The organism is Pseudomonas sp. 22515 (genome assembly GCF_052044625.1).
GTDB classification, from domain to species: Bacteria; Pseudomonadota; Gammaproteobacteria; order Pseudomonadales; family Pseudomonadaceae; genus Aquipseudomonas; species Aquipseudomonas alloputida.
Genome location: NZ_JBQENN010000022.1, coordinates 12,441 through 32,779 on the forward strand (window position 1 = coordinate 12,441; position 20,339 = coordinate 32,779).

Sequence of the window (20,339 nt, forward strand, 5' to 3'; positions counted from 1 at the left end):
TGAAACCGGTTTCATAAGGACAAGAACAATGCAAGCGAACCCCGTTTCCATCAGTCTCTCCAGCTACGGCGCTGATGTTGTGCGCCAACGTGGCCAGGAGCAGTTTCTGGACCTGCTGGCAGCCGCTGGCGTCAGTCGCGTCGAATTGCGCGAAGAATTGTTCACCAGTGCACCGGACGCAGCTGCGCTGGGCAGGGTCATTGCCGCGCTGCGCCTGGAATGCCTGTACTCCACCCCCCTTGAACTGTGGACCGCGCAAGGCGTGCCCGACCCGCTGCTGGTGCAGAAGCTGGAAATTGCCCGGGCGCTTGGCGCGGTGGCGCTGAAGGTTTCCTTGGGACACTTCGATGAGCACTGCGATGTGACGGCCCTGGCGTCGCTGTTGCCTGCGCATGGGCCTCTGTTGCTGGTGGAAAACGATCAGACCGCACAAGGTGGCAGGATCGAACCGATGCTGCAGTTTTTCCAGCGTGTCGACCCGCTTGGGCTGCGCGTGGGCATGACGTTCGATATCGGTAACTGGCAGTGGCAGGGCGAGCCTGCGCCGCAAGCTGCAAGACAGCTAGGCCGTTGGGTGCGCTATGTGCATTGCAAGGCTGTGCAGCGCCGGGCCGATGGCCGTCTGGTTGCCATACCGCCGCAAGCAGCGGACCTGCAAGCGTGGGCAGCGCTGATGGCCGAGTTCGCGCCGGGCGTGGTGCGCGCCGTCGAGTACCCCCTGGTTGGCGAAGACCTGCTGGCGCTGACCCGGGCCCAGGTGCGTCACCTTTCTGCACTGGGCGCTGCGCAGGAGCTGGAGCGCGGCTGCTGTCGCTGCCCCACACCAGCACGGGCATGTCGAAAGCCTGCGCATAACGCGCCAGGCGCTGGCCGATCTTGCCATAGCCCCAGATGCCCAGCGTCTGCCCGGCCAGCGCCTGGCCCAGGTTGACCTGCCATTGGCCTTGGCGGAAGGCATCAATGGCCGGCACCAGTTGCCGGCGGGCATTGAGGATCAGCGCCCAGGCCAGTTCGGCAGGCGCTACCGGCGATCCGCGCCCCTCGGTCACGGCAATGCCGCGCGCAGTGCAGGCAGCCAGGTCAAGGTGGCTGGACACCTTGCCGGTCTGGCTGATCAGCTTGAGGTTGGGCAGGCGGTCGAGCAAGGCAGCGTCGATGCGTGTGCGTTCGCGGGTGAGTACCAGGGCGTCGGCATCGGCAAAACGTGCGGCAAGTTGTTCCAGCGTGGCAGGCGGGAGCTCATGAAGGACGCTGACAGCATGCCCGCTCAGCTTGCCGAAGCAATCGAGCGTACGGATTACATCCTGGTAGTCGTCGGGAATGACAATACGCATGTTGGTCTGACCCGGTCGGTACAGTGAAGTGTCGAAGATAACCTAACGGGCGGTTTCGGTGTCAGATCGGGCTGCAGTCGTCGCACACCATCACCGGCTCATGCGCGCCATCAAGCAGCTTCACGAACTGCCCGCCGATGAACCACGCCGGCCACGCTCTTCAGCACGCACCCCAACACCACCGCCGTCCCTGCACTGGCAAAGATCATTTCCCGCCCGGCACTCTGTTGCTGCAACGCCACTAACGCCGGCGCTGCCGCCGCGGCCCCCAGTTGCAGCGCACTGACCCAGGGTGTCAACGTGCCGCGTGGGTCATTGGTGGCAATTGCCCCCATGTAGTAGGTTAGCGCCAGCACCCAGCCGAAGTTCATCAGAAACAGTGCCATGCACAGCTGATCGGCATCATGTGTATAGCGCGCCAGCAGGGTGATTGACACAAGCACTACCAGCGAGCCCAGGCCGATCATCGGGCCGCGGCTCACCCGTGCGCCCAGCAGGCTGGGCAGGGCGCCGCCAGGCAAGCCACCCAGTATCCCCAGCCCGAACGCCCAGCCCACATCCACCGCCTCGATGCCACGTTCGCGCGCCAACTGTTCGACAAACCCCCACAACGAATAGATCGCCAACTGCAGGCACAGCATCCCCAGCAGGGCGTAGCGCCCGATAATCGCTGAGCCGCCGCCTGGCTGCGCCAGGCGCACGGGGGTTACACGCTGCAGCCGTACCGGAATGAACAACGCAGCCATAGCGACCAGCACGAACCAGAAACCCAGTGATGCAATCGCCGTGCGGTGACCGAACTGCTCTGCCAGTTGTGGCAGACAGGTCGCGTACAGGGCAAAGACAGCGGTTTGAATCAGCAGCGACAGGCCGTACGAGCGATCCTGGCCCGGCAGCCGGCCAAGCCCGCTGATCGACCCGGCATACAGCAGGCCCGCAGCGATACCACAGGCAAAACGGCACAGAATCAGGTTCGTCAAAGTGTCCAGCGCAGCGCTGAGGAGGTTCAACATCAGCGCTGCAAAGGCTGCCGCCAGGTACAGCCCACGGCCACTTGGATGACGCCTTGGTATTGATAGCAGCAGGCAGCCGAGCAGTGTTCCGCTCATTTCACTGGAAAGTACCCAGCCCTGTTGGCTAAGGTCCAGATGCAACCGCTCGGCCAGCAGGCCGATGAAGATGGGTTGTACGCCAATGATGATCAAGGCCGTGGCGGCGATGTAGATCAGCGCAGCACGCAGAAGCAGGGTGTTGTTATTGTTGTGCATGGTCGGGTCCGGGGTCAGGCGCGGGGCAGGGTACCTGCGTCGTGGGTGATGCGGCCGTTCATTACGGTCAGCGCTACTTCGGTATTGCCGATCTGGTAGCGGTCCAGTTCGAACAGGTCCTGCTCCAGCACGATGATGTCGGCACGCTTGCCAACGGTGATCGAACCGATTTCCCGTTCCAGGCCCAGTTGGTATGCACCGTTGAGGGTATAGGCGGCGATCAGTTGCGGGATACTCAGGCGCTCGTCGGCATCGGGCATCACAGGGGCATCGGGTTCGCCACTAAGCTGGCGGGTGTGGCCCGATTCGATGTGTTCCACCGGCTTGTGCTGGCATCGGCATTGGCACACCAGGCCGTCCATGCCGATGGACACGGTCACACCTTGGTCGATGAAGCTGCGGAATTTATACATCGACGCCCAGCGTGGGTAGCCATAGGTCTGCTGGATGGCCTCGGCGTAGGCATCGACCACGCCCCACTGCAACTGGGTGTTGGCCATGACGCCGATACGGCGAAAGCGCGGTATGTCGTCGGGGTGGGTGAGAAAGGCGTGAGTGATGACGTGACGACGGTCGCGGGGCGGATTGCTGGAGAACGTGCGCTCGAACACGTCCAGCGCCATGCGCACGGCGGCATCGCCCACTGCATGCACCATCACGTCGATACCGAGGGCGTCGGCCTTGCGCACATGGCCCTCGAACACTTCCTCGGGCATGGTCGTCGACCCGCAGCTGTGTGGCTTGTCGCAATAGGGCTCGAGCAGGAACGCGGTGTGGTTCAGCTCGGTCCCGTCCAGCATCAGCTTGAGGGTCTGCGCCTTGACCAGCGGCGAGTCGTAGCGTTCGCGCATGGCCTGCAGCCGCGTGACCGGATCGTCCTCGGTGCCCATGTTGATGTAGCTGCCGACCACCCGCAGTTTCAGGCGCTCCTCACGCTCCAGTTGCTGCAGGGTTTCATACAGCAGCGACTGGTCGCCAGCGGGGTCGAGGAACCCGGCATCGAATACCGTGGTAATCCCGGCCGCCACCAGTTTCTCTTGCCAAAAAGGAATCGAGCGCAGGTACAGGTCGATGCCTGTCGGTAGGTAGCCGGCTTCGCTCAGACGTTGCATCAGCAGCGAATAGGCGGCGCAGTCAATGATCACACCCGTGGGCTCGCCGGTGATCGGGTCCTTTTCGAACCAGCTGGCGCCCTCTTCTACTGGCGGGGTGTTGCGGTCGATGCCGGCAGCGTTCAGGGCGAAGCTGTTGACCCACATGGTGTGATAGTCGGTGGACAGCAGGCACACGGGCTTGTCCGCACAGATGGCATCCAGTACTTCGCGGCGCAACATATGCCCAGGCATCAATGGCTGGATCCAGCCCATGCCGGTAATGGCTTTTTCACAGGGGTTGGCCTCGACGTAGGCCTGGAGCAGGGCCAGCACCTGTAGCGGGTCGGTATGGTTGACCAGCGCCTGAAAGGCAAAGGCGGTAGAGGAAAAATGCCAGTGAGACTCGACGAAGCCCGGCAGCACCAGTTTGCCGCCGGCATCCAGCAGGCGTGTGGCAGGGCCGGCGTATGCCATGACGCTGCCGTGGTCGCCCACGCAAACGATGCGTTCGCCGCAGATGGCCACCGCCTCAGCCCAAGGCCTGTGCGGGTCGACCGTGTAGATGCGGGCATTGTGAATAATGAGGTCTGCGGCGGTGGACATGGCAACTCCCAGGTCAGAATGGAGCATTAGTTTTGAGTTCATTAAAACTTTTAGTCAATAAAATATTTTTACGGCGCAGCTTTGCGTTATGCTGTGCGCCGACGTGTACGATTCGAAAAAGGTGTGAATGTGAGCGGACTGCGCGAGCAGCAGAAGGCGATGCGTCGTGAAACCATCAGCCGAACGGCGCTAGGCCTGTTTGAAACGCAGGGTTACCAGACCACCACCATGGAGCAGATCGCGCGCTTGGCCGCAGTGTCGGTGCCCACGGTGTTTGCTTATTTCGGCAGCAAGCAGGAAATTTTGCTGGAGAAGCTCCGCGAGGCCGACCACCGGGCGGTGACCGAAGCCCGGCGGCGCCTGCCGGAATTCGACGATGCGCTGGAGGCCCTGTGCTGCTACGAAGCGCACTTGACCGATTACGCATTCGAGGTGCTGCCTGCACCGCTCTGGCGCGAGATATTGCCGCCGTTGCTGCCGTTGCTGGGGGCTGAGCAGCAGGGCGTGCCGGATGCCTACAGGCGCGTCAACGACGCGTTGGTCAACGAGTTGAAATGCCTGCTACAGGACTTGTGCGACAGCGGCAGGCTGGCGGCTGGGCTGGACGTGGGCTATGCGGCGTTCCTGATCAACGATTACGGGCACCTTCAGTTGCTGCGCCTTTGCAGCCGCGAGCCGCTGGACATGACGGCACACCGGGCGGATGTGCGGCGGTTCATGGGCTTTATCCTGGCCGGCATGCAAGCGCGATGAGACTGATCAGGGCGCGCGTGGGCGGCCCTGTCGCGACATGAGGCCGACCCTACAGGCCGCCAGATAGCTGCTCCACCAGAAAATCCACAAACACCCGCACCCGCGCCGGCATCGCCGGGCCGCCGACGAACACCGCATGAATCGGTTCCCGATCACCCGGGTTGTAAGCCTCCAGCAACGGCACCAGTTGCCCGCTGGCCAGGTCATCGGCCACGGTAAAGGTGCCGATACGCGCCACGCCGGCGCCCAGCCTGGCCAGCTGCGCCAGCGCTTCGCCGCTGCTGCATTCGATATTCCCTTTAACCTTCAGTGAGAATGTATGCCCGTCGCGGTGAAACGGCCAGTCGGGCATCGCGCGGCGGAAGTTGAAGCGCAGGCAGTTGTGCCGGGCCAGGTCTTCAGGTTCAAGCGGGGTACCGTGGCGTTGCAGGTAATCGGGCGAGGCCACCACTACCTGGCCGGTCTCGCCAATGGCGCGAGCGCTCAACGAGCTGTCCGGCAGGTGACCGAAGCGCAGTGCCACGTCGGCCTGGCCGCCGAGAATGTCAGCCACCTCGTCGCTGAGGGTCAGGTCAACCAGCACTTGCGGGTAGCGTGCGCTGAAGGCCGCCAGCAGCGGCACTACGGTCAACCGGGCATGGCCCAGCGCAGCGCTGACCCGCAAGCGCCCGCGTGGCACGCCTTGGTCAGTGATGGCTTCTTCCACTTCCAGCATGTCCGCCAGCACCCGCCGTGCGCCGCGCAGGTAGGCCTCTCCCTCGGGGGTGAGGGTGAGCGCCCGGGTCGTGCGCAGCAGCAGGCGGGTACCCAGGCGCTGTTCGGTGCGGGCGAGAATGCGGCTGACCGCCGAGGGCGTCAGGCCTAGCGCTCGGGCGGCAGCAGACAGGCTGCCCGCTTGCGCCACCTTGACAAAAATCTCCATCTCGCCGGATCTGCCACTGAAGTCCATTTGTGCCTCTCAAGCAAAGGTGGTTCGCAAAAATGCAGTCTAGTGCGCATTTTAAACGGATCGTAGCATTTGCGGCATAGATAAGGAGCTTGCCATGCGTATCAATCCACCGCTTATCGCACTCGCCATCGGTGCCTTCGGCATCGGCGTTACAGAGTTCGCCCCCATGGGCATGTTGCCCAGTATCGCTACCGACCTTGGCGTTTCCATCCCTGCTGCCGGGCTGCTGGTCAGTGCCTATGCCATCGGCGTGCTGATCGGCGCGCCGCTGATGACCCTGGCCACGGTGAAGATCCCGCGCCGTTACCTGTTGATCGGGCTGATGGCCATTTTCACCTTGGGCAACCTGATGTCGGCCCTGGCCAGCGACTACGCCAGCCTGCTGGTGGCCCGCGTGGTCACTTCACTCAACCACGGCGCCTTCTTTGGCATCGGCTCGATCGTCGCGGCCAGTGTGGTGCCGCCGGCGAAGCGCGCCGGGGCCGTGGCTGCAATGTTCATGGGGTTGACCCTGGCCACCATCGGCGGCGTGCCGTTGGCGACCTGGTTGGGTGAAATGCTGGGTTGGCGCACGGCGTTCTGGGGGATTGCCGGGCTTGGCCTGGTGGCGATGACCACGCTCTGGTACGCACTGCCCAATGTTGCGTCGCCCAAGGGCGAGGGTGCCCTGGCCGAGATCCGAGTGCTGGGCCGCAGGCCGGTACTGGCGGCCTTGTTGCTGACCGTGGTGGGTTCCAGCGCCATGTTCACGGTGTTCACCTACATTGCGCCGATCCTGCAGCATGAAGCGGCGGCGTCCACCCCTTTCGTGACGGCCATGCTGGTGCTGTTCGGTGTCGGCCTGACCTTGGGCAACGTGTGGGGCGGCAAGGCGGCGGACCGCTCGATCGATCGTACCCTGATCCTGTCACTGGCTGGGCTGATTGCCGTGCTGCTGGTGTTTCCGCTGGTACTGGACTGGCCGCTGCCGACTGCCCTGGCGATCCTGGTTTGGGGGGCGGCCAGCTTTGCCCTGGTGCCGCCGCTGCAAATGCGGGTCATGGAAGCGGCCAAGGATGCGCCCAACCTGGCCTCGGCGGTGAACATTGGCGCGTTCAACCTGGGCAATGCGATCGGTGCGGCGCTGGGCGGCGCGGTGATCAACGCGGGGCTGGGCTACCCGGCGATTTCCCTGGCGGGGGCTGCGATGGCGGCGCTGGGGCTGGTGCTGGTGCTGCTGCTTGCCTGGCGTGGGCGAGGGGTGGTAGCCGGGCGGCAGGTTGCGCTGTAACAGGCCAGAACCTTGGGGCGCTTTGCGCCCCTGGATACACGTCCTTGCGGGTACTACGGGGTACCGTTTCGGCCATGCAGGTGATAGGCAGGGCGCTCGCTCAGGCGCTCGTAATAATCGCGCACCGCGGGCAGGTGCGGGTGCTCGAACGGCGTTTCGAACCAGCGGTTGACCGACAGGCCGATCGGGATGTCGGCCAGGGTGAACTGGCTGCCGGCCACATAGGCACCGGTGCTGGCCAGCTGGCGGTCGAGGATGCGCATGTAGCGTGACCACTCGGCACAACCGGCAGCCAGTGCTTGCGGGTCCTGGTGAGCGGGCGAATGCCTGACCAGCGACATGAACGCGTAGCTCCAAGAGCGGTTAAGGTCCGAGGCCTGCCAGTCGATCCACTGGTCGATCCTCGCCCGCGCCTGGGCCTCGCCGGGATAGAACGCGGTGGCGCCGTAGCGGCTGGCCAGGTAGCGGATGATGCTATTGGATTCCCACAAGGTGAAGTCGCCGTCCTGGATTACCGGAATCATGGCGTTGGGGTTCAGCGCGAGGAACTCGGTGCTGTCAGTGGCCTTGAAGCCAGAACCCCAGTCTTCGCGCTCGAACGCGATCTCGAATTCGGCGCAGGCCCACAGGACTTTTCGCACATTGATGGAAGAGGCTCTTCCCAGTATCCGCAGCATGGTGTTCGTCCTTGTGTGGGGGAGGTTGATCGTCCGCCACTGCCGGGGGCGGGTCAAGGGGGCTGAGCGGGGGCTCGGCGCTCCCTGTGCAGGGTTCTTGTAGTCCATTTCCTAAAGTGACCCTTTCCACCCCTTTGTCATTGTAATGGGGTAGGCAGCGGCCTAGCCTCGGCAAGCGCCTAACCTTGAGGAATGGACATGGACAGCGAAACGCCGAAAAACAGCAGCAAGCCCTATGTCGTGCAAGCCGCGAGCCGCTTTGGCAACAGCGATGCCGAACTGGTGCAAATGAAACCGCAACTGCCAATACGCACCGCACTGATGGAAGCTTCGGGCATCATGGGCTGCATCACCGAGATCACCCGCAGGGCCATCGACAGGCCTGACGACCGCCAGGTGATGATGAAGGCCACGTACTACCTGGCGGGGATGGCCAAGTCACTGATCGACGGCCAGCTGCTGCAGATACGTCAGGCGCGCGAAGGCGGGGGCGAAGCCTAGCCAGGCTTGCCTGGGGGGCGCGAACTTGGCACCCTTGGGCGGTTTAATCGTCTGTAACACGACAGAAGGAAGCATGCATTGAGCTGGGACAAGGTGGGGAAGCTTCTCGTCGCCGTGCTGATCGGCCTGATGGTCCTGTTGGCCGCCTACGCGTTGCTCAGGGGCAATCCGCGCCTTGAGGCGTCACTGACCTATGCCTACCTCACTTACCCCAGCCAGTTCAGCGAGCGGATCAGCAAGGCCAGCGAACAACTGAAGTACGAGCAGTTGCAGGGGCAAATCAACGGTATCGTTCAAGGCCAGCTGGGCCATGATCAGGTCGAGCGGCTCATCGAAATGGCGCAGGCCCCTTATGCCCAGCTGTTCGCCAAGCCTTTCGAGGCCGGGCTGGTCGACCACCGTACCGGCCTGCTGATCGAACTGCACAACAGTGGTGATGCGCAGGTCCGGCAGGTGAAAATCCGCCTGCCAGCCAAGGGCCTGGTGCAGGTGCGCGATGCTGCCGGCAACGACACGCTGCTGGAAACCGCCATTGCCCAGGTTGATATCCCGGCTATCGAGCCTGGTGGCACCTGCAAGGTGTGGGTGTATTTCGATGCCGACTACTCGCAGATCCGCCATGGTGGGGTCAGTATCAGCCATGCCGATGGTGAGGCCAATGTGCAGGTGTACCGCGAGGTCATCGGTTTTCCGGCCATGGTTGCCCGTTACAGCCGTGAGCTGATGATGCTGCTTGGCATACTGGCGGCCAGCGTACTGGGCTTGGCCTATGCCTGCCTGGCACGTCGTGGCCCGCGGTAAAACAGCCTGCAGAAAGATGCGTGCATGTGTTCTGCGATCAAGGGTCATTTGCTGAAAACGCAACACGCCCCCGCAGACGACCCTCTATAGTGCTCGGCATGACGAACCCCCTGCCGAGCCTGCCTGATGATCCCTTCTCTGGACGCCATTTTTTCTCGCCTGCGCCTGCGCCAGTTGCGTTTGCTGATCGAGCTGGACCGCTGCGGCTCGCTGCACAAGGCAGCTGAAGCCATGGCCATTTCCCAGCCCGGTGCCACCAAGGCCCTGCGCGAGGTCGAGGAGGTGCTGGGCGTACCGTTGTTCCAGCGAATGCCCAGCGGCCTGGTTGCCAACGACGTGGGCCGCTGCGTGGTGCGCTACGCGCGGCTGATCCACAGTGACCTGGGGCATCTGCGCGAAGAGGTGTTGGGCATCGTCCAAGGCCAGGGCGGGCGGCTGGCGGTGGGCAGTATCATGGGGGCTATGCCCACACTGGTCAGCGCCCTCGGGCGCTTGCGCCGCAAACAGCCGCAACTGGCAGTGGAAATCGCCGAGAATACCAGCGCCAACCTGCTCGTCCAGCTGGACGAAGGGCGCCTGGACTTGGCTATCTGCCGGCCAGGGCTGGGCCGCAACGCGGCGGAATATGGCTTTGTCGAACTGGCCCAGGAGCCGCTGGCGGTGGTCGCGCATCCGCAGCATCCGCTGGCCGGGGTGGCGGCACTCAAGATCAGCGACCTTAGCCATTATCGCTGGGTGGTTTATCCGGCTAACATGCCCATGCGCCAAGCGCTGGAACGCGAGTTGAGCGAGGCTGGGGTGGCGGTGTCGCGTTATCCGCTGGAGACCTTCTCCACCTTCGCCACCTTCATGCTGCTTGAAGATGACCCGACATTGGTGGCGGTCATTCCCCGTGCAGTGGCGGCCTTTGCCGAGCAGCGCGGGTTGCTGGTGTCGCTGGCGGTGCCGCTACGGGCGCTGAGCGAGCCGTTCGGCATCGTGCACCGGGTCGCGGCGCCGTTATCGCCTGCGGCACGATTGCTGGTGGAGGAACTGACGGCGGGTGAAGTGTGACGCTACCCCTCTATTCCCAGCCCGTTGTCGAAGCGCTGGTTGGGATAAGCGGCGGTTATCGGTGGATCAGTTCTTTTCATTATCGGTGGCCCTGTCCTGTGCTCTAGATTGCCCCCCGGCAGTGCCTGTCAGTCACCCTGTAACCCTGATTGCATCTAGGAGCAAACCAATGGATCTAGGCATCACCGGCCGCTGGGCCATCGTCTGCGCGGCCAGCCAAGGCCTTGGCAAAGGCTGCGCCGAAGCGCTGGGCAAAGAAGGCGTCAACCTGGTCATCAATGCCCGTACCCAGGCCACCCTGGAGCAGACCGCCAGCGAGTTGCGCAGGGCCTGCCCGGGCATCGAGGTCCATACCGTGGCAGGTGATGTGGCCGATCCCAAGGTGCGCCTGGCGCTGTTGGCGGCCTGCCCGCAGGTCGACATTCTGGTCAACAACGCCGGTGGCCCGCCACCGGGGGACTTCCGTGATTGGGAGCGTGATGACTGGCTGAAGGCGCTGGACGCCAACATGCTCACGCCCATCGAGCTGATCAAGGCGGTGGTCGATGGCATGGCCGAACGGGGTTTTGGCCGGGTGGTGAACATCACCTCCGGCGCGGTGAAGGCACCGATCGACATGCTGGGTTTATCCAACGGTGCCCGCAGTGGCCTGACCGGATTCATTGCCGGCCTGGCCCGGCAGCAGCGCCTGGCGGGCCGCAATGTGACACTCAACAACCTGTTGCCTGGGGCGTTCGACACGGCGCGCCTGCAAAAGACCTTGAAGGCGGCGGGTGGTGATGTGGAAGTCACTGCCCAGGCACGGCGCAAGGCCATTCCGGCGTCGCGTTTTGGCGAAGCCGCGGAGTTTGGCGCGTATTGCGCATTTCTGTGCAGTGCGCATGCCGGGTACATCACCGGGCAGAACCTGCTGATCGATGGCGGGGCGTATCCAGGAACCTACTGACGCCGTTGGCGCTATTGCTTGCAGCCGCCTTCGCCCTCATGCAGCGCCAGGCTCTGGCGCAATTGTTCAATCATGGCCGCACGTAGCGCCTGCGGCGCCTGGATGCGGATCGAACCCGCCTGGGACAGCAGCCAGCCCATCAGCGCGCGGTTGTCGTCGACGGTGGCCACCAGCGCGGCGCCGCCGCCAGCCTGCGGCGTCAGTTGCATATCGACGGACAGGGGTGACTGTTCCAGGCGGCGGGCCAGCGCGTCATCGACCCAGGCATACAGTACAACGTGTGTCGGGGGGGTAAGTGCGTCGGGTTGCAGCTGCTGCGCTTCGCCCAGGCTCAAGCCCGGTTGCCAGTACCAGCCATAAGGCATGCCTTTACTGTTGCACTGTAGCGGGAACAGTGCGGCGAGCTCCACCAGGTCGCGCTCGACGGTGCGTTTGCTGGTGGAATGGCCCACGGTTGTCAGGGCAGCCTGCAACTGGGTGGAGCTCATGCCTGGGTGGCGGCCGGGCAGTAACTTGAGCAGTTGCCACTGGCGGGCGATGGTGTGGCGGGTCGGGTGGCTGGGCAAAGGGCTCATCCTTGAAGACAGGCACCAAGCCTGCCTGGGTAGTGGCGTTTAGCTATTGCCTAGCATACCTTGTCACAAGATGGGATCCAAGTTGTGGCATCAGGCCTCGGTCAAGTGGTGCGGCGCCTGAGCGACCTGGACATCCAAACCCGCAAGCCACTGGACATTGCCGTATGGACCAACGAGGAGGGCGCGCGCTTCATCCCGGCCCTGTTCGGCTCGGCGGTGTTCACTGGCAGCCTCGCGCTGGCCGAGGCGCTGGCCATTCGCGATGCCGATGGCGTCAGTGTCGCCGACGAACTGCACCGCACCGGGTACGCCGGCCAACGCCCGCTGGTGTGCTGTCAACTTTGATTGAAAGTGTACTTATTTTCGAGCATGAATTTTGGTGCAGTCCATTTTGGACCTTTCACATATCCACCGGCTTTTTGCTCAATCAAGCCGTCGCTCGTCATTTTTCTGATCAGTTCGATGAGGCCAATGCAGTCACCTAAGTGAATCCAATAGTTCTGGGTGTAAAGCCTGTCTAGTTGCGGGTGGGAGATGCCAGTGCCTCTGGTGAAAAATAAAATTACATTCGTAGGAGATTCGTTTTTAATTACATCGTGAATGGTATCCATGGTTTTCCCGCTCAAGCTGGATTACCTCTGCTTCTAGCGCTTGCGCTGTATATAATAGCTCGGCGTCTGATTCAGGCTGATAGTCTTCAAAAGTGGCTGCGTGAATATTGTTCCAAGTCTCGCCGCCATCAGTTGGTAGAATTTTATCAGCAATGCCAAGGGCGCGGAGGTGCTCAAGCCCCCTTATTTCATGTATGAAAAATCGCTTGTCGATGTCGGTTGCTTGTAGTGTGCGCTGTAGATTTTTTTCGAGTCTATCTATCATCATTTTGTTCGCGCCTGACGGCAGAAGTCGACTTGTTTGTAATTTGACTAACTCGACGCCGCCTGCTGTGATCCGGGCCTCTCTCCAATCCATTCGTTCGATTGGGCCCCCCGGCTTTGTCCAGGTTGTAGGGGTGTCAGCTGTAAGCCCCTATAATTCTCACGCCGGGATAGGGAGAATTGAAAACCACATACAGTGGCGGTAGGCCTGACTCTGGCGGGAAGCAGTAGATGCAGTCTTTATAATTCGGTGGCTCATGAGGCGCAACACTTCTTCTTAACTTCTTTGATCACACAGTTCAAACCTGCTCCCTGCCCCAGTCACTTTCCTGCACCTGCTCCTTGTAGTCACAGGCTCTAACGCGCCAGGAATATTTGGGGGCGAGAGGAGCAAGCGCGAAGGGGGTGATGGAGCCAATAAGTGCAGGCCACAACATCTTCAACGTCTGTGAGATGTCGTGGCGCGCGGGCGGCGCTCAATCCCACAGGCGGTGCGGATGTCGTGGCGAACTACATCCCACTCCGGCGCACATGCTTGACGAAGACCTTCTCCAACAACTCCCACATCGCCGGGTCCGTACTGAACGCCACGTTGAAGCGCATCCACCCGGTCGCCTTGGCGTCGACCATGAACAACTGCCCAGGCCCAAGCATGATGCCTTTCTCCAGCGCATCATCCAGCAACGCGGCACTGTCGGGAATGGCCGGGTGGCGGGTCCAGATGTACATGCCTTCATCCGATTCGGTAAACAGTTCGAAGCCTAATCGATGCAGATGCCGGCCAACTTCCTGGTGCGCCTCGGCCAGCCGCTGGCGCAGGCGCTTGAGGTGCTTACGCCAGCGGCCGTCGATGATCGCGGCGTACACCACGCGCTCCATCACCTGCGAAGTGGTCAGGCCCGAACGCATTTTCAGGTGCAGCAGTTTCTGCATCAGCTCAGGATTGGCCAGCATGTAGCCGACCCGCACGTTGGGCGAGATGCTCTTCGAGTAGCTGCCCACGTACACCACCTGCTGCAGGTGATCGAGGCTGGCCAGGCATGGCTGCGGCTCGGCGACCATGTCGGCGTACAGGTTGTTCTCCACCAGGCGGAAGCCATGCTGGCTGGCAAGCTGCAGCAGGCGGTGCAACTGCGGCAGCGGGGTGCGCGAGCACGTCGGGCTGTGCAGGTGCGGCTGGGTGAAGAACGCCGTCGGGCGGTGGTGGGTGAGCAATTGCTCCAGCTGGTTCAGGTCGTAGCCGGCCGGGGTGCGCGGCACGCCTACCAGGGTTGCGCCTTGGGTGCGCAGGATGCTCATGAGGTTCGGGTAGCCGGGGTCGTCCACCAGCACCACATCGCCCGGGCGTACCAGTGTGCGTGCGGCCAGGTCCAGGGCCTGGCTGGCGCCGTGGGTGAGCATCAGCTGTGCTGGGTTGGCGACGATCGACAGCTCTTGTTGCAGGTTCTGGGCGGTCAGCGCACGCAGCTCCATCAGGCCCATGGGGTCGCCGTACCCCGACAACTCCAGCGGGCTGCCGGCCACCTGGCGCAGGCCGCGGCGCAGGCCGTCTTCGTACATCCAGTCGTTGGGCAGCCAGCCGCACCCCGGTTTGTACGGCAACTGGCGGATTTCGAAAATCTGCTGCAGGTACCACTCGGAGTTGAACGTTGGTCGACTGGTGTCGGCCTCGGTGTTGTGCTGCTCCAGCAGTTCGCCCGCCGCACGGTTGACGAAGAACCCCGCATTGCCACGGCTCACCAGCAGCCCCTGGGCGACCAGGCGGTCGTAGGCCTCGACCACGGTGAAGGTACTCACCGAATAGCTGGCGGCAAAGGCGCGGATCGACGGGACCTTGGCGCCTGGCTTGAGGGTTTGGTTGTCGATCAGCTCGCGCAGCCCATCGATGATCTGGTTGACCAGCGGGGTAGAGGAGTCTGGATGTAATTCGAACATTCGGGGCCTTCAGGGTGCGTATCGCCTGGCGTCTGCAGGGTGTACTGCATGGGCGACCTATACAGTGCAGTGCGAGATTCATGCCACTGTGCATGGCTCTCTGCGTTGGACATTTTTACATTAGGTGTCGGATATCGCCACATAAAGCATGTTCAGTTCGCCTCAGGCAGTCGCCCTGGGGCGCGTCAGCAGGCCGCCATGGAAGGCCTGCGTGTGTAAGTTCACACCATCCTGCCCGCATTAGCACTGATGTACAGGTGAAATCGCCAGCCATCGGGGTTTCACAGTTTTCCTTGGATAAAAAGAAGCACGGGGTACACAACTGATGGACGCAACATCCACAACCACCACCGCGAAAAGCAGGCACGAGAGCAAGCTCAGTGCCTCGCTGAAGTCGCGCCACCTGACGATGATGTCGATCGCCGGGGTTATTGGCGGCGCCTTGTTCGTCGGTTCCGGCAGCGTAATCCACAGTGCCGGCCCAGCCGCTGTCCTGGCCTACCTGGCAGGCGGCATCCTGGTGGTGCTGATCATGCGCATGCTGGGTGAAATGGCGACTTCCTCGCCTGACACCGGCTCGTTCTCAACCTACGCCGACCGCGCCATTGGCCGTTGGGCCGGTTTCACCATCGGCTGGCTGTACTGGTGGTACTGGGTCATCCTCATGGCCTGGGAAGCCTATGTGGCGGGCAAGATCCTGCATGGCTTCTTCCCCGACGTCAGCGTCAACGTGTTCGTGCTGGCCACGACCCTGTTGCTGATCACCGTCAACTTCTTCAACGTCAAGCACTACGGTGAGTTCGAGTTCTGGTTCGCCTTGATCAAGGTGATTGCGATCGTCTGCTTCCTGATCGTGTGTACCGCTGCCGTGATGAACATCTGGCAGTTCGGTGAAGTGCGCGGCATCAGCCACCTCACCGCCGAAGGCTTCATGCCCAATGGCATCACCACTGTGATCGGTGCCTTGCTCGGGGTGATGTTCGCCTTCCTCGGCGCCGAAATCGTCACCATCGCCGCTTCCGAAGCCAAAGACCCGGCTGCGCAGATCGTCAAGGCGACCAACTCGGTGGTCTGGCGTGTGTGCCTGTTCTACGTCGGCTCGATCTTCCTGATCGTCTGCCTGGTACCGTGGAACGACCCGCACCTGGGTGTTTCTGGCTATGGCGCCTATCGCCGTACCCTGGAACTGCTGGGCGTGCCGTATGCCGAGCTGCTGATGAACTTCGTGGTGCTGACTTCGGTGAGCAGCTGCCTGATCTCGGGCCACTACACCGCTTCGCGCATGCTGTTCTCCCTGGCCCAGCGTGGCGATGCGCCGTCGTTCTTCAAGATCACCCGCGCCGGTACCGGTGTACCGGTGTACGCGATCATGGGCTCGTGCGCCGTGGCCGTGGTGTGTGCATTGATCAACTTCAGCGAGACCCTGCGCCCGAAAGACGTGCTGGACACCCTGATGAACACCACCGGCATGATCGCCCTGCTGGTGTACCTGGTCATCGCCTTCTCGCAGCTGCGCATGCGCCGCAAGCTGATTGCCGAGGGCAAGGAAGTACGCCTGAAGATGTGGCTGTTCCCGTGGCTGACCTACCTGGTGATCGCGTTCATCGTGGCTGCCCTGGTCACCATGGCCTTCATGCCTGACTACCAGATTCTGGTCATTTCCACCGGTATCGCTGCGGCGGTCGTGGTGGCGATGGGTGTGGTGCACCAGATCCGCTCTGGTAGCAAGCAGCACTAAGCGTCACTCGCGTCTGGAAACGGCCGGCTCCCTTGGGGACCCGGCCGTTTCGCGTTGTTGGGCCTGGGCTTTTTCTGCAGGCATGTGGAAACGCTGGTTCATCCACGGTGAACCGAGCAGGGCGGCCGCAGCGATCAGGGCCAGGATGGCGAGGGCGATGTAGGTCTTCAAGGGCGTGCGCATGCAAGGACTGACTTCAAGCAGAGGTGATCAGTTCCGGGGTAATCCGTTCGCAACCGTCCCGCCGGGCGACAGATGGCATATGCTAGGCACATTGCCCGCCCAAAGGAGCCGCACATGGCCTGGTCCGCCAACCAGTATTCCCTGTTCGAAGACGAACGCACACGCGCCGTACGCGACCTGATTGCCGCCATCCCGCCACGGCCGGTGCGCCACGCCACCGACCTGGGGTGCGGCCCCGGTAACTCGACCGAAGTGCTGCTGCAACGTTACCCCGATGCCCAGGTGACGGCGCTGGACAGCGACCCGGACATGATCGACAAGGCCCGTGAGCGCAAGCGGCTGTGCATCCCGCGTGTGCGCACGGTCATTGCCGACATTGCCGGCTGGGCTGCCCCCGAGCCGCAGGACCTGATCCTGGCCAATGCCTCGCTGCAATGGGTACCTGACCACGCCTTGCTGTATCCGCACCTGGTGCGCCAGCTCAGCGAAGGCGCCAGCCTGGCCGTGCAGACCCCGGACAACCTCGACGAGCCGGCCCACCGGCAGTTGCGCGAGATCGCAAGCCAAGGCCCCTGGGCGGCGAAATTCGCCGACTTGCAGCTGCCGCCACGGCACAACGCGGCGTTCTACTACGACTTGCTCAGCCCGCTGTGCGCACGGGTGGATGTGTGGCGCACCACCTATCATCACCCGTTGATGGGGGGCGCCGAAGCGGTAGTGGAATGGTTCAAGGGCTCGGCGTTGCGGCCTTATCTGGCCAGGCTTGATGAGCAGGAGCAGGCCGACTTCCTGCAGATGTACCTGCAGGCCATGCAGCGCGATTATCCGCCGGCCTCTGATGGCAAGGTCCTGTTGCCCTTCCCGCGGTTGTTCGTGATCGCTACCCGCTAGGGCGGCGCCAGCGCCAGGCCACGTAGCTGTAGATGCCGAGGTTCAGCGCCAGCACGAGTGTGCCCAGCAGCAGTTGGATCTGCGGGGTCAGGCCGGTGGGGTAGATCAGTGGCCAGACGTAGTGCTCGACGAAGCTGCCCTGGTAACCGGCGTCACCGGCGGCATTGCGCATGCGGTTTTCCCAGGTGGTGAGCGGGCAGCCCAGGTGCAGGCACTCCACCGCCAGGCCCCAGGCCAGGGCCGGCAAGTGCAGCAACAGGGCAGGGCGCCAGCGCAGCACCAGCAGCCCGCCGAACAGCACCAGCAGGATGAAGGCCAGGTGCAGCAGCACCAGGGTGTCGGCGGCAAGGCGGTAGAGCATGGGTGGGGTGCCCACGAATAGAGGTTATCCCAGCATAGTTGGGTGGCCTGATCTGGCCCCTTCNGGGAGCGGGCGAGCCCGCGAAGGGGCCAGCACAGGCCTACACCCCTTCCTCGACCATCTGCAGGAAAGTCGCCACCACCCGGCGTGTACGCTGCTCGCTCAGGCACACCAGGGTCTCGGTCAAATGCCGCTGGCAATCGACAATCGGCAACGCACACACCCGCGCATCGGCACCGAACTCCGCCGCCGACACCACGCCCACACCAATCCCTACCACCACCGCTTCACGCGCCGCCTCCCGGCCCTCCACCTGGATCGCTGCGCGTATCCGCAGGCCGGCACGTTGCATCTCTTCTTCCAGCGTTTGCCGCGTTACCGAGCCGGGCTCGCGCAGCACCAGTGGCGTGTCGTCCAGGTCGGCCAGGCTGATCGAGCCACGGCTGGCCCATGGGTGGTGGTGGGAAACGAACGCCACCATCGGGTCACGACGCAGCGGCAGGCAATGCAGGCGCTCATCGTCGACATCCCGCCCCAGCAGGGCCAGGTCGGCCTGATAGCTGAACAGCCGCGCCAGCGATTCGTCGGTATTGCCCGTTTCGATCTTCACCTGGATACCCGGATAACGCTGGCAGAAGCGGGCGATCTGCGGCAGCACGTGCACCGGCGCATCCACTGCCAGCACCAGGCTGCCGGTGTGCAGCGCACGCGAGTCGTGCAGCAGCTCTTGTGCCTCGGCCTCGCAGGCGAACAGGCGCTGGCTGATGCCCAGTAGCCGCTCGCCAAGGTCGGTGAGCTGCACCGAGCGTTTGTTGCGGTGGAACAGCAATACGCCGAAGCGCTCCTCCAGTTTGCGCACCTGATCGGACACCGCAGGCTGGGTAAGAAACAGCCTTTCAGCGGCGCGGGTAAAGCTGCCGTGCACGGCCACCGCGTGGAAAGCCTTGAGTTGAGCGTGGGAAACCGACATGACGACCTCAGTAACAAGCTGGGCTTATGTGTGTAATACGATAAATCGATTTTATTTATCTTACAGCAACTGTTTCCATGGATTTCAGCCCGACGCTGGCACCACGAATGCCGCCAGGGCCATGGCGCTCACACGGCGCCACCTGACCCGATGACAGCCTCGTCATCGCTGTGCGTAACACAAGAACAAGACAGGCGTTTCTTCACATTCTGCCGGCACACTTGAGCAAGAGGTCAGACTTACATGAATCAATCCCTAGCCGCGTTCAAACGCTGGCGCATCCAGATTTTCGCCATCACCTGGCTGGCTTACGCCGCCTTCTACTTCACCCGCAAAGCCTTCTCGGTGGCCAAACTGGGCATCGCCGAAGACCCAGGCTTCATGCTCGACAAGGCCGCCATGGCCAACCTGGATGCCATCTACCTGGCCGCCTATGCCGTGGGCCAATTCACCTGGGGCATGCTTGCCGACCGCTTCGGGCCGCGCGTGGTCGTGCTGGGCGGGTTGCTGATTTCTGCGGCGGCGGCAGTGGTGATGGGCAGTTACGCAACCTTCCCGATCTTCGCCACCTGCATGCTGGTACAGGGCCTGGCGCAATCCACCGGCTGGGCCGGCTTGTGCAAGAACATCGGCAGCTTCTTCCCGGCTTCGCAGCGCGGGCGGGTGCTGGGCCTGTGGAGTTCCTGCTATGCCTTCGGCGGCCTGGTGGCCTCGCCGTTCGCGGGCTGGTGGGCCTACACCCTGGTGGGCACCTGGCATGCGGCGTTCTTCTCCAGCGCGGTCGTGGTGGCGCTGGTGGCGGTGCTGTTCTTCTTCCTGCAGCGCAACAAACCCGAGGACGTCGGCTTGCCGGCGGTTGAGCCCGAGCCGCAAAGCATGGCCCCGGCCGACAACCTGTGCAGCGTGTGGGCACCCCTGCGGGAAATCTTGCGCAACCGCACGGTGTTGACCCTGGGCCTGGCGTATTTCCTGCTGAAGCCGGCGCGCTACGCCATCTTGCTGTGGGGCCCTGTGATCGTCTTCGAGCAGATGCCCTCGGTGGGCAAAGTGGGCGCGGCAATCATCCCGACTGCTTTCGAACTGGCCGGGCTGCTTGGCCCGATCATGATCGGCCTGGCCTCCGACAAACTGTTTGGCGCCCGGCGCATGCCGGCCTGCGTGATCAGCCTGGTGCTGCTGACCGTGACACTGGCGGCGTTCATGGCGGCCATGCACACCGGCAGCGTGCTGCTGGTGGTGGCGCTGCTGTTCGTCATGGGCCTGACCCTGTACGGGCCGGACTCGATGATCAGCGGCGCTGCAGCCATCGACTTCGGCACCGCCAAGGCCGGCGCCACCGCAGCAGGTTTCGTCAACGGCTGTGGCTCGGTGGGCGCGGTGCTGGGTGGGCTGCTGCCGGGTTACTTCGACGGCGTCACGGTGTTCATCGTGTTCGCGGGCTGTGCGCTGTTCTCGGCGCTGGTGTTGCTGCCGCACTGGAACAGCCGCCCGGCCAGCAGCGCGCAAGGCACCGACGTGGCACCGAACACCAGCATGGCAATCAAGCCACTGCGTACTTAAAG

20 protein-coding genes and 2 pseudogenes are annotated in these 20,339 nt (G+C 63.0%); 10 read left to right on the top strand and 12 right to left on the bottom strand.

The window, feature by feature from the left end:
- Positions 1–197 precede the first annotated feature (197 nt).
- The 3 genes from ACTJJN_RS19630 to ACTJJN_RS19640 all read right to left on the bottom strand — a co-directional run bounded on the left by ACTJJN_RS19630 (position 198) and on the right by ACTJJN_RS19640 (position 4,299).
- Positions 198–1,334, bottom strand: coding sequence for an NAD(P)-dependent oxidoreductase (locus tag ACTJJN_RS19630; RefSeq protein WP_440781538.1), 1,137 nt, complete (start codon positions 1,332–1,334; stop codon positions 198–200).
- Positions 1,335–1,444: 110 nt separating this feature from the next.
- On the bottom strand, positions 1,445–2,602 hold the full coding sequence (locus ACTJJN_RS19635) for a YbfB/YjiJ family MFS transporter (RefSeq protein ID WP_012052850.1): 1,158 nt from the start codon (positions 2,600–2,602) through the stop codon (positions 1,445–1,447).
- Positions 2,603–2,616: 14 nt separating this feature from the next.
- On the bottom strand, positions 2,617–4,299 hold the full coding sequence (locus ACTJJN_RS19640; RefSeq protein WP_014860867.1) for an amidohydrolase: 1,683 nt from the start codon (positions 4,297–4,299) through the stop codon (positions 2,617–2,619).
- Positions 4,300–4,428: 129 nt separating this feature from the next.
- Here ACTJJN_RS19640 and ACTJJN_RS19645 point away from each other — a divergent pair, with 129 nt between their 5' ends.
- Positions 4,429–5,052 carry a TetR/AcrR family transcriptional regulator gene (locus tag ACTJJN_RS19645; RefSeq protein WP_012052848.1) on the top strand — a complete coding sequence of 208 codons (624 nt, stop codon included), beginning with the start codon at positions 4,429–4,431 and terminating at the stop codon, positions 5,050–5,052.
- 49 nt (positions 5,053–5,101) lie between these two features.
- Here ACTJJN_RS19645 and ACTJJN_RS19650 read toward each other — a convergent pair whose 3' ends face one another.
- Positions 5,102–6,001, bottom strand: a complete 900-nt coding sequence (locus tag ACTJJN_RS19650) for a LysR substrate-binding domain-containing protein (protein WP_012052847.1) — start codon at positions 5,999–6,001, stop codon at positions 5,102–5,104.
- A gap of 94 nt (positions 6,002–6,095) precedes the next feature.
- Between ACTJJN_RS19650 and ACTJJN_RS19655 the strand changes: the two genes are divergently transcribed.
- Positions 6,096–7,271, top strand: a complete 1,176-nt coding sequence (locus ACTJJN_RS19655; RefSeq protein ID WP_012052846.1) for an MFS transporter — start codon at positions 6,096–6,098, stop codon at positions 7,269–7,271.
- A 53-nt stretch (positions 7,272–7,324) separates the two neighbouring features.
- On the opposite strand, the gene ACTJJN_RS19660 is transcribed toward ACTJJN_RS19655, so the two are convergent.
- Entirely contained in the window at positions 7,325–7,948 is a 624-nt protein-coding gene (locus ACTJJN_RS19660) for a glutathione S-transferase family protein (protein WP_010953466.1), read from the bottom strand.
- A gap of 198 nt (positions 7,949–8,146) precedes the next feature.
- On the opposite strand from ACTJJN_RS19660, the gene ACTJJN_RS19665 reads away from it, so the two are divergent.
- From ACTJJN_RS19665 to ACTJJN_RS19680, 4 genes are all read left to right on the top strand, one after another.
- Complete coding sequence (locus ACTJJN_RS19665) at positions 8,147–8,449, top strand: DUF3077 domain-containing protein (RefSeq protein WP_161773940.1); 303 nt, start codon at positions 8,147–8,149, stop codon at positions 8,447–8,449.
- Between the two features lie 78 nt (positions 8,450–8,527).
- Positions 8,528–9,250, top strand: coding sequence for a hypothetical protein (locus ACTJJN_RS19670; protein ID WP_088512766.1), 723 nt, complete (start codon positions 8,528–8,530; stop codon positions 9,248–9,250).
- A gap of 126 nt (positions 9,251–9,376) precedes the next feature.
- Positions 9,377–10,303, top strand: a complete 927-nt coding sequence (locus ACTJJN_RS19675) for a LysR family transcriptional regulator (protein ID WP_440781539.1) — start codon at positions 9,377–9,379, stop codon at positions 10,301–10,303.
- 169 nt (positions 10,304–10,472) lie between these two features.
- Positions 10,473–11,249, top strand: a complete 777-nt coding sequence (locus tag ACTJJN_RS19680; protein WP_012052842.1) for an SDR family oxidoreductase — start codon at positions 10,473–10,475, stop codon at positions 11,247–11,249.
- Between the two features lie 11 nt (positions 11,250–11,260).
- On the opposite strand, the gene ACTJJN_RS19685 is transcribed toward ACTJJN_RS19680, so the two are convergent.
- Positions 11,261–11,815, bottom strand: coding sequence for a WYL domain-containing protein (locus ACTJJN_RS19685; protein WP_014860861.1), 555 nt, complete (start codon positions 11,813–11,815; stop codon positions 11,261–11,263).
- Between the two features lie 93 nt (positions 11,816–11,908).
- Between ACTJJN_RS19685 and ACTJJN_RS19690 the strand changes: the two are divergent.
- Positions 11,909–12,151 (top strand): annotated as a pseudogene (locus ACTJJN_RS19690) (Zn-dependent hydrolase); the annotation flags it as partial.
- 8 nt (positions 12,152–12,159) lie between these two features.
- On the opposite strand, the gene ACTJJN_RS19695 reads toward ACTJJN_RS19690, so the two are convergent.
- From ACTJJN_RS19695 to ACTJJN_RS19705, 3 genes and pseudogenes are all read right to left on the bottom strand, one after another.
- Positions 12,160–12,435, bottom strand: a complete 276-nt coding sequence (locus tag ACTJJN_RS19695; RefSeq protein WP_440781541.1) for a hypothetical protein — start codon at positions 12,433–12,435, stop codon at positions 12,160–12,162.
- A 401-nt stretch (positions 12,436–12,836) separates the two neighbouring features.
- Positions 12,837–12,950 (bottom strand): annotated as a pseudogene (locus ACTJJN_RS19700) (S-type pyocin domain-containing protein); the annotation flags it as partial.
- A gap of 259 nt (positions 12,951–13,209) precedes the next feature.
- Positions 13,210–14,634 (bottom strand): aminotransferase-like domain-containing protein, encoded by a 1,425-nt coding sequence (locus ACTJJN_RS19705; RefSeq protein ID WP_012052839.1) that lies wholly within the window; start codon positions 14,632–14,634, stop codon positions 13,210–13,212.
- A 325-nt stretch (positions 14,635–14,959) separates the two neighbouring features.
- Here ACTJJN_RS19705 and ACTJJN_RS19710 point away from each other — a divergent pair, with 325 nt between their 5' ends.
- Positions 14,960–16,372 (top strand): amino acid permease, encoded by a 1,413-nt coding sequence (locus ACTJJN_RS19710; protein ID WP_440781542.1) that lies wholly within the window; start codon positions 14,960–14,962, stop codon positions 16,370–16,372.
- Between the two features lie 3 nt (positions 16,373–16,375).
- On the opposite strand, the gene ACTJJN_RS19715 is transcribed toward ACTJJN_RS19710, so the two are convergent.
- Positions 16,376–16,555 (bottom strand): hypothetical protein, encoded by a 180-nt coding sequence (locus ACTJJN_RS19715; RefSeq protein WP_003250772.1) that lies wholly within the window; start codon positions 16,553–16,555, stop codon positions 16,376–16,378.
- 114 nt (positions 16,556–16,669) lie between these two features.
- Here ACTJJN_RS19715 and tam point away from each other — a divergent pair, with 114 nt between their 5' ends.
- Positions 16,670–17,446 carry a trans-aconitate 2-methyltransferase gene (gene tam, locus ACTJJN_RS19720; protein WP_003250773.1) on the top strand — a complete coding sequence of 259 codons (777 nt, stop codon included), beginning with the start codon at positions 16,670–16,672 and terminating at the stop codon, positions 17,444–17,446.
- Here the strand turns inward: tam and ACTJJN_RS19725 are convergent.
- A complete protein-coding gene (locus ACTJJN_RS19725) occupies positions 17,436–17,807 on the bottom strand; it encodes a DUF2784 domain-containing protein (RefSeq protein ID WP_047603951.1) in 372 nt (123 codons plus the stop codon). The genes tam and ACTJJN_RS19725 overlap by 11 nt on opposite strands.
- A gap of 100 nt (positions 17,808–17,907) precedes the next feature.
- On the bottom strand, positions 17,908–18,777 hold the full coding sequence (locus ACTJJN_RS19730; protein ID WP_003250776.1) for a LysR substrate-binding domain-containing protein: 870 nt from the start codon (positions 18,775–18,777) through the stop codon (positions 17,908–17,910).
- A 243-nt stretch (positions 18,778–19,020) separates the two neighbouring features.
- On the opposite strand from ACTJJN_RS19730, the gene ACTJJN_RS19735 reads away from it, so the two are divergent.
- Positions 19,021–20,337 carry an MFS transporter gene (locus ACTJJN_RS19735; protein ID WP_019751922.1) on the top strand — a complete coding sequence of 439 codons (1,317 nt, stop codon included), beginning with the start codon at positions 19,021–19,023 and terminating at the stop codon, positions 20,335–20,337.
- Positions 20,338–20,339 lie beyond the last annotated feature (2 nt).

Excerpts from the sequence above, each read along its gene's own strand:
- ACTJJN_RS19630 (WP_440781538.1), bottom strand. The coding sequence starts at position 1,334 with ATGCGTATTGTCATTCCCGACGACTACCAGGATGTAATCCGTACGCTC.
- ACTJJN_RS19635 (WP_012052850.1), bottom strand. The coding sequence starts at position 2,602 with ATGCACAACAATAACAACACCCTGCTTCTGCGTGCTGCGCTGATCTAC.
- ACTJJN_RS19640 (WP_014860867.1), bottom strand. The coding sequence starts at position 4,299 with ATGTCCACCGCCGCAGACCTCATTATTCACAATGCCCGCATCTACACG.
- ACTJJN_RS19650 (WP_012052847.1), bottom strand. The coding sequence starts at position 6,001 with ATGGACTTCAGTGGCAGATCCGGCGAGATGGAGATTTTTGTCAAGGTG.
- ACTJJN_RS19655 (WP_012052846.1), top strand. The coding sequence starts at position 6,096 with ATGCGTATCAATCCACCGCTTATCGCACTCGCCATCGGTGCCTTCGGC.
- ACTJJN_RS19660 (WP_010953466.1), bottom strand. The coding sequence starts at position 7,948 with ATGCTGCGGATACTGGGAAGAGCCTCTTCCATCAATGTGCGAAAAGTC.
- ACTJJN_RS19665 (WP_161773940.1), top strand. The coding sequence starts at position 8,147 with ATGGACAGCGAAACGCCGAAAAACAGCAGCAAGCCCTATGTCGTGCAA.
- ACTJJN_RS19675 (WP_440781539.1), top strand. The coding sequence starts at position 9,377 with ATGATCCCTTCTCTGGACGCCATTTTTTCTCGCCTGCGCCTGCGCCAG.
- ACTJJN_RS19680 (WP_012052842.1), top strand. The coding sequence starts at position 10,473 with ATGGATCTAGGCATCACCGGCCGCTGGGCCATCGTCTGCGCGGCCAGC.
- ACTJJN_RS19695 (WP_440781541.1), bottom strand. The coding sequence starts at position 12,435 with ATGGATACCATTCACGATGTAATTAAAAACGAATCTCCTACGAATGTA.
- ACTJJN_RS19705 (WP_012052839.1), bottom strand. The coding sequence starts at position 14,634 with ATGTTCGAATTACATCCAGACTCCTCTACCCCGCTGGTCAACCAGATC.
- ACTJJN_RS19710 (WP_440781542.1), top strand. The coding sequence starts at position 14,960 with ATGGACGCAACATCCACAACCACCACCGCGAAAAGCAGGCACGAGAGC.
- ACTJJN_RS19715 (WP_003250772.1), bottom strand. The coding sequence starts at position 16,555 with ATGCGCACGCCCTTGAAGACCTACATCGCCCTCGCCATCCTGGCCCTG.
- tam (WP_003250773.1), top strand. The coding sequence starts at position 16,670 with ATGGCCTGGTCCGCCAACCAGTATTCCCTGTTCGAAGACGAACGCACA.
- ACTJJN_RS19725 (WP_047603951.1), bottom strand. The coding sequence starts at position 17,807 with ATGCTCTACCGCCTTGCCGCCGACACCCTGGTGCTGCTGCACCTGGCC.
- ACTJJN_RS19730 (WP_003250776.1), bottom strand. The coding sequence starts at position 18,777 with ATGTCGGTTTCCCACGCTCAACTCAAGGCTTTCCACGCGGTGGCCGTG.
- ACTJJN_RS19735 (WP_019751922.1), top strand. The coding sequence starts at position 19,021 with ATGAATCAATCCCTAGCCGCGTTCAAACGCTGGCGCATCCAGATTTTC.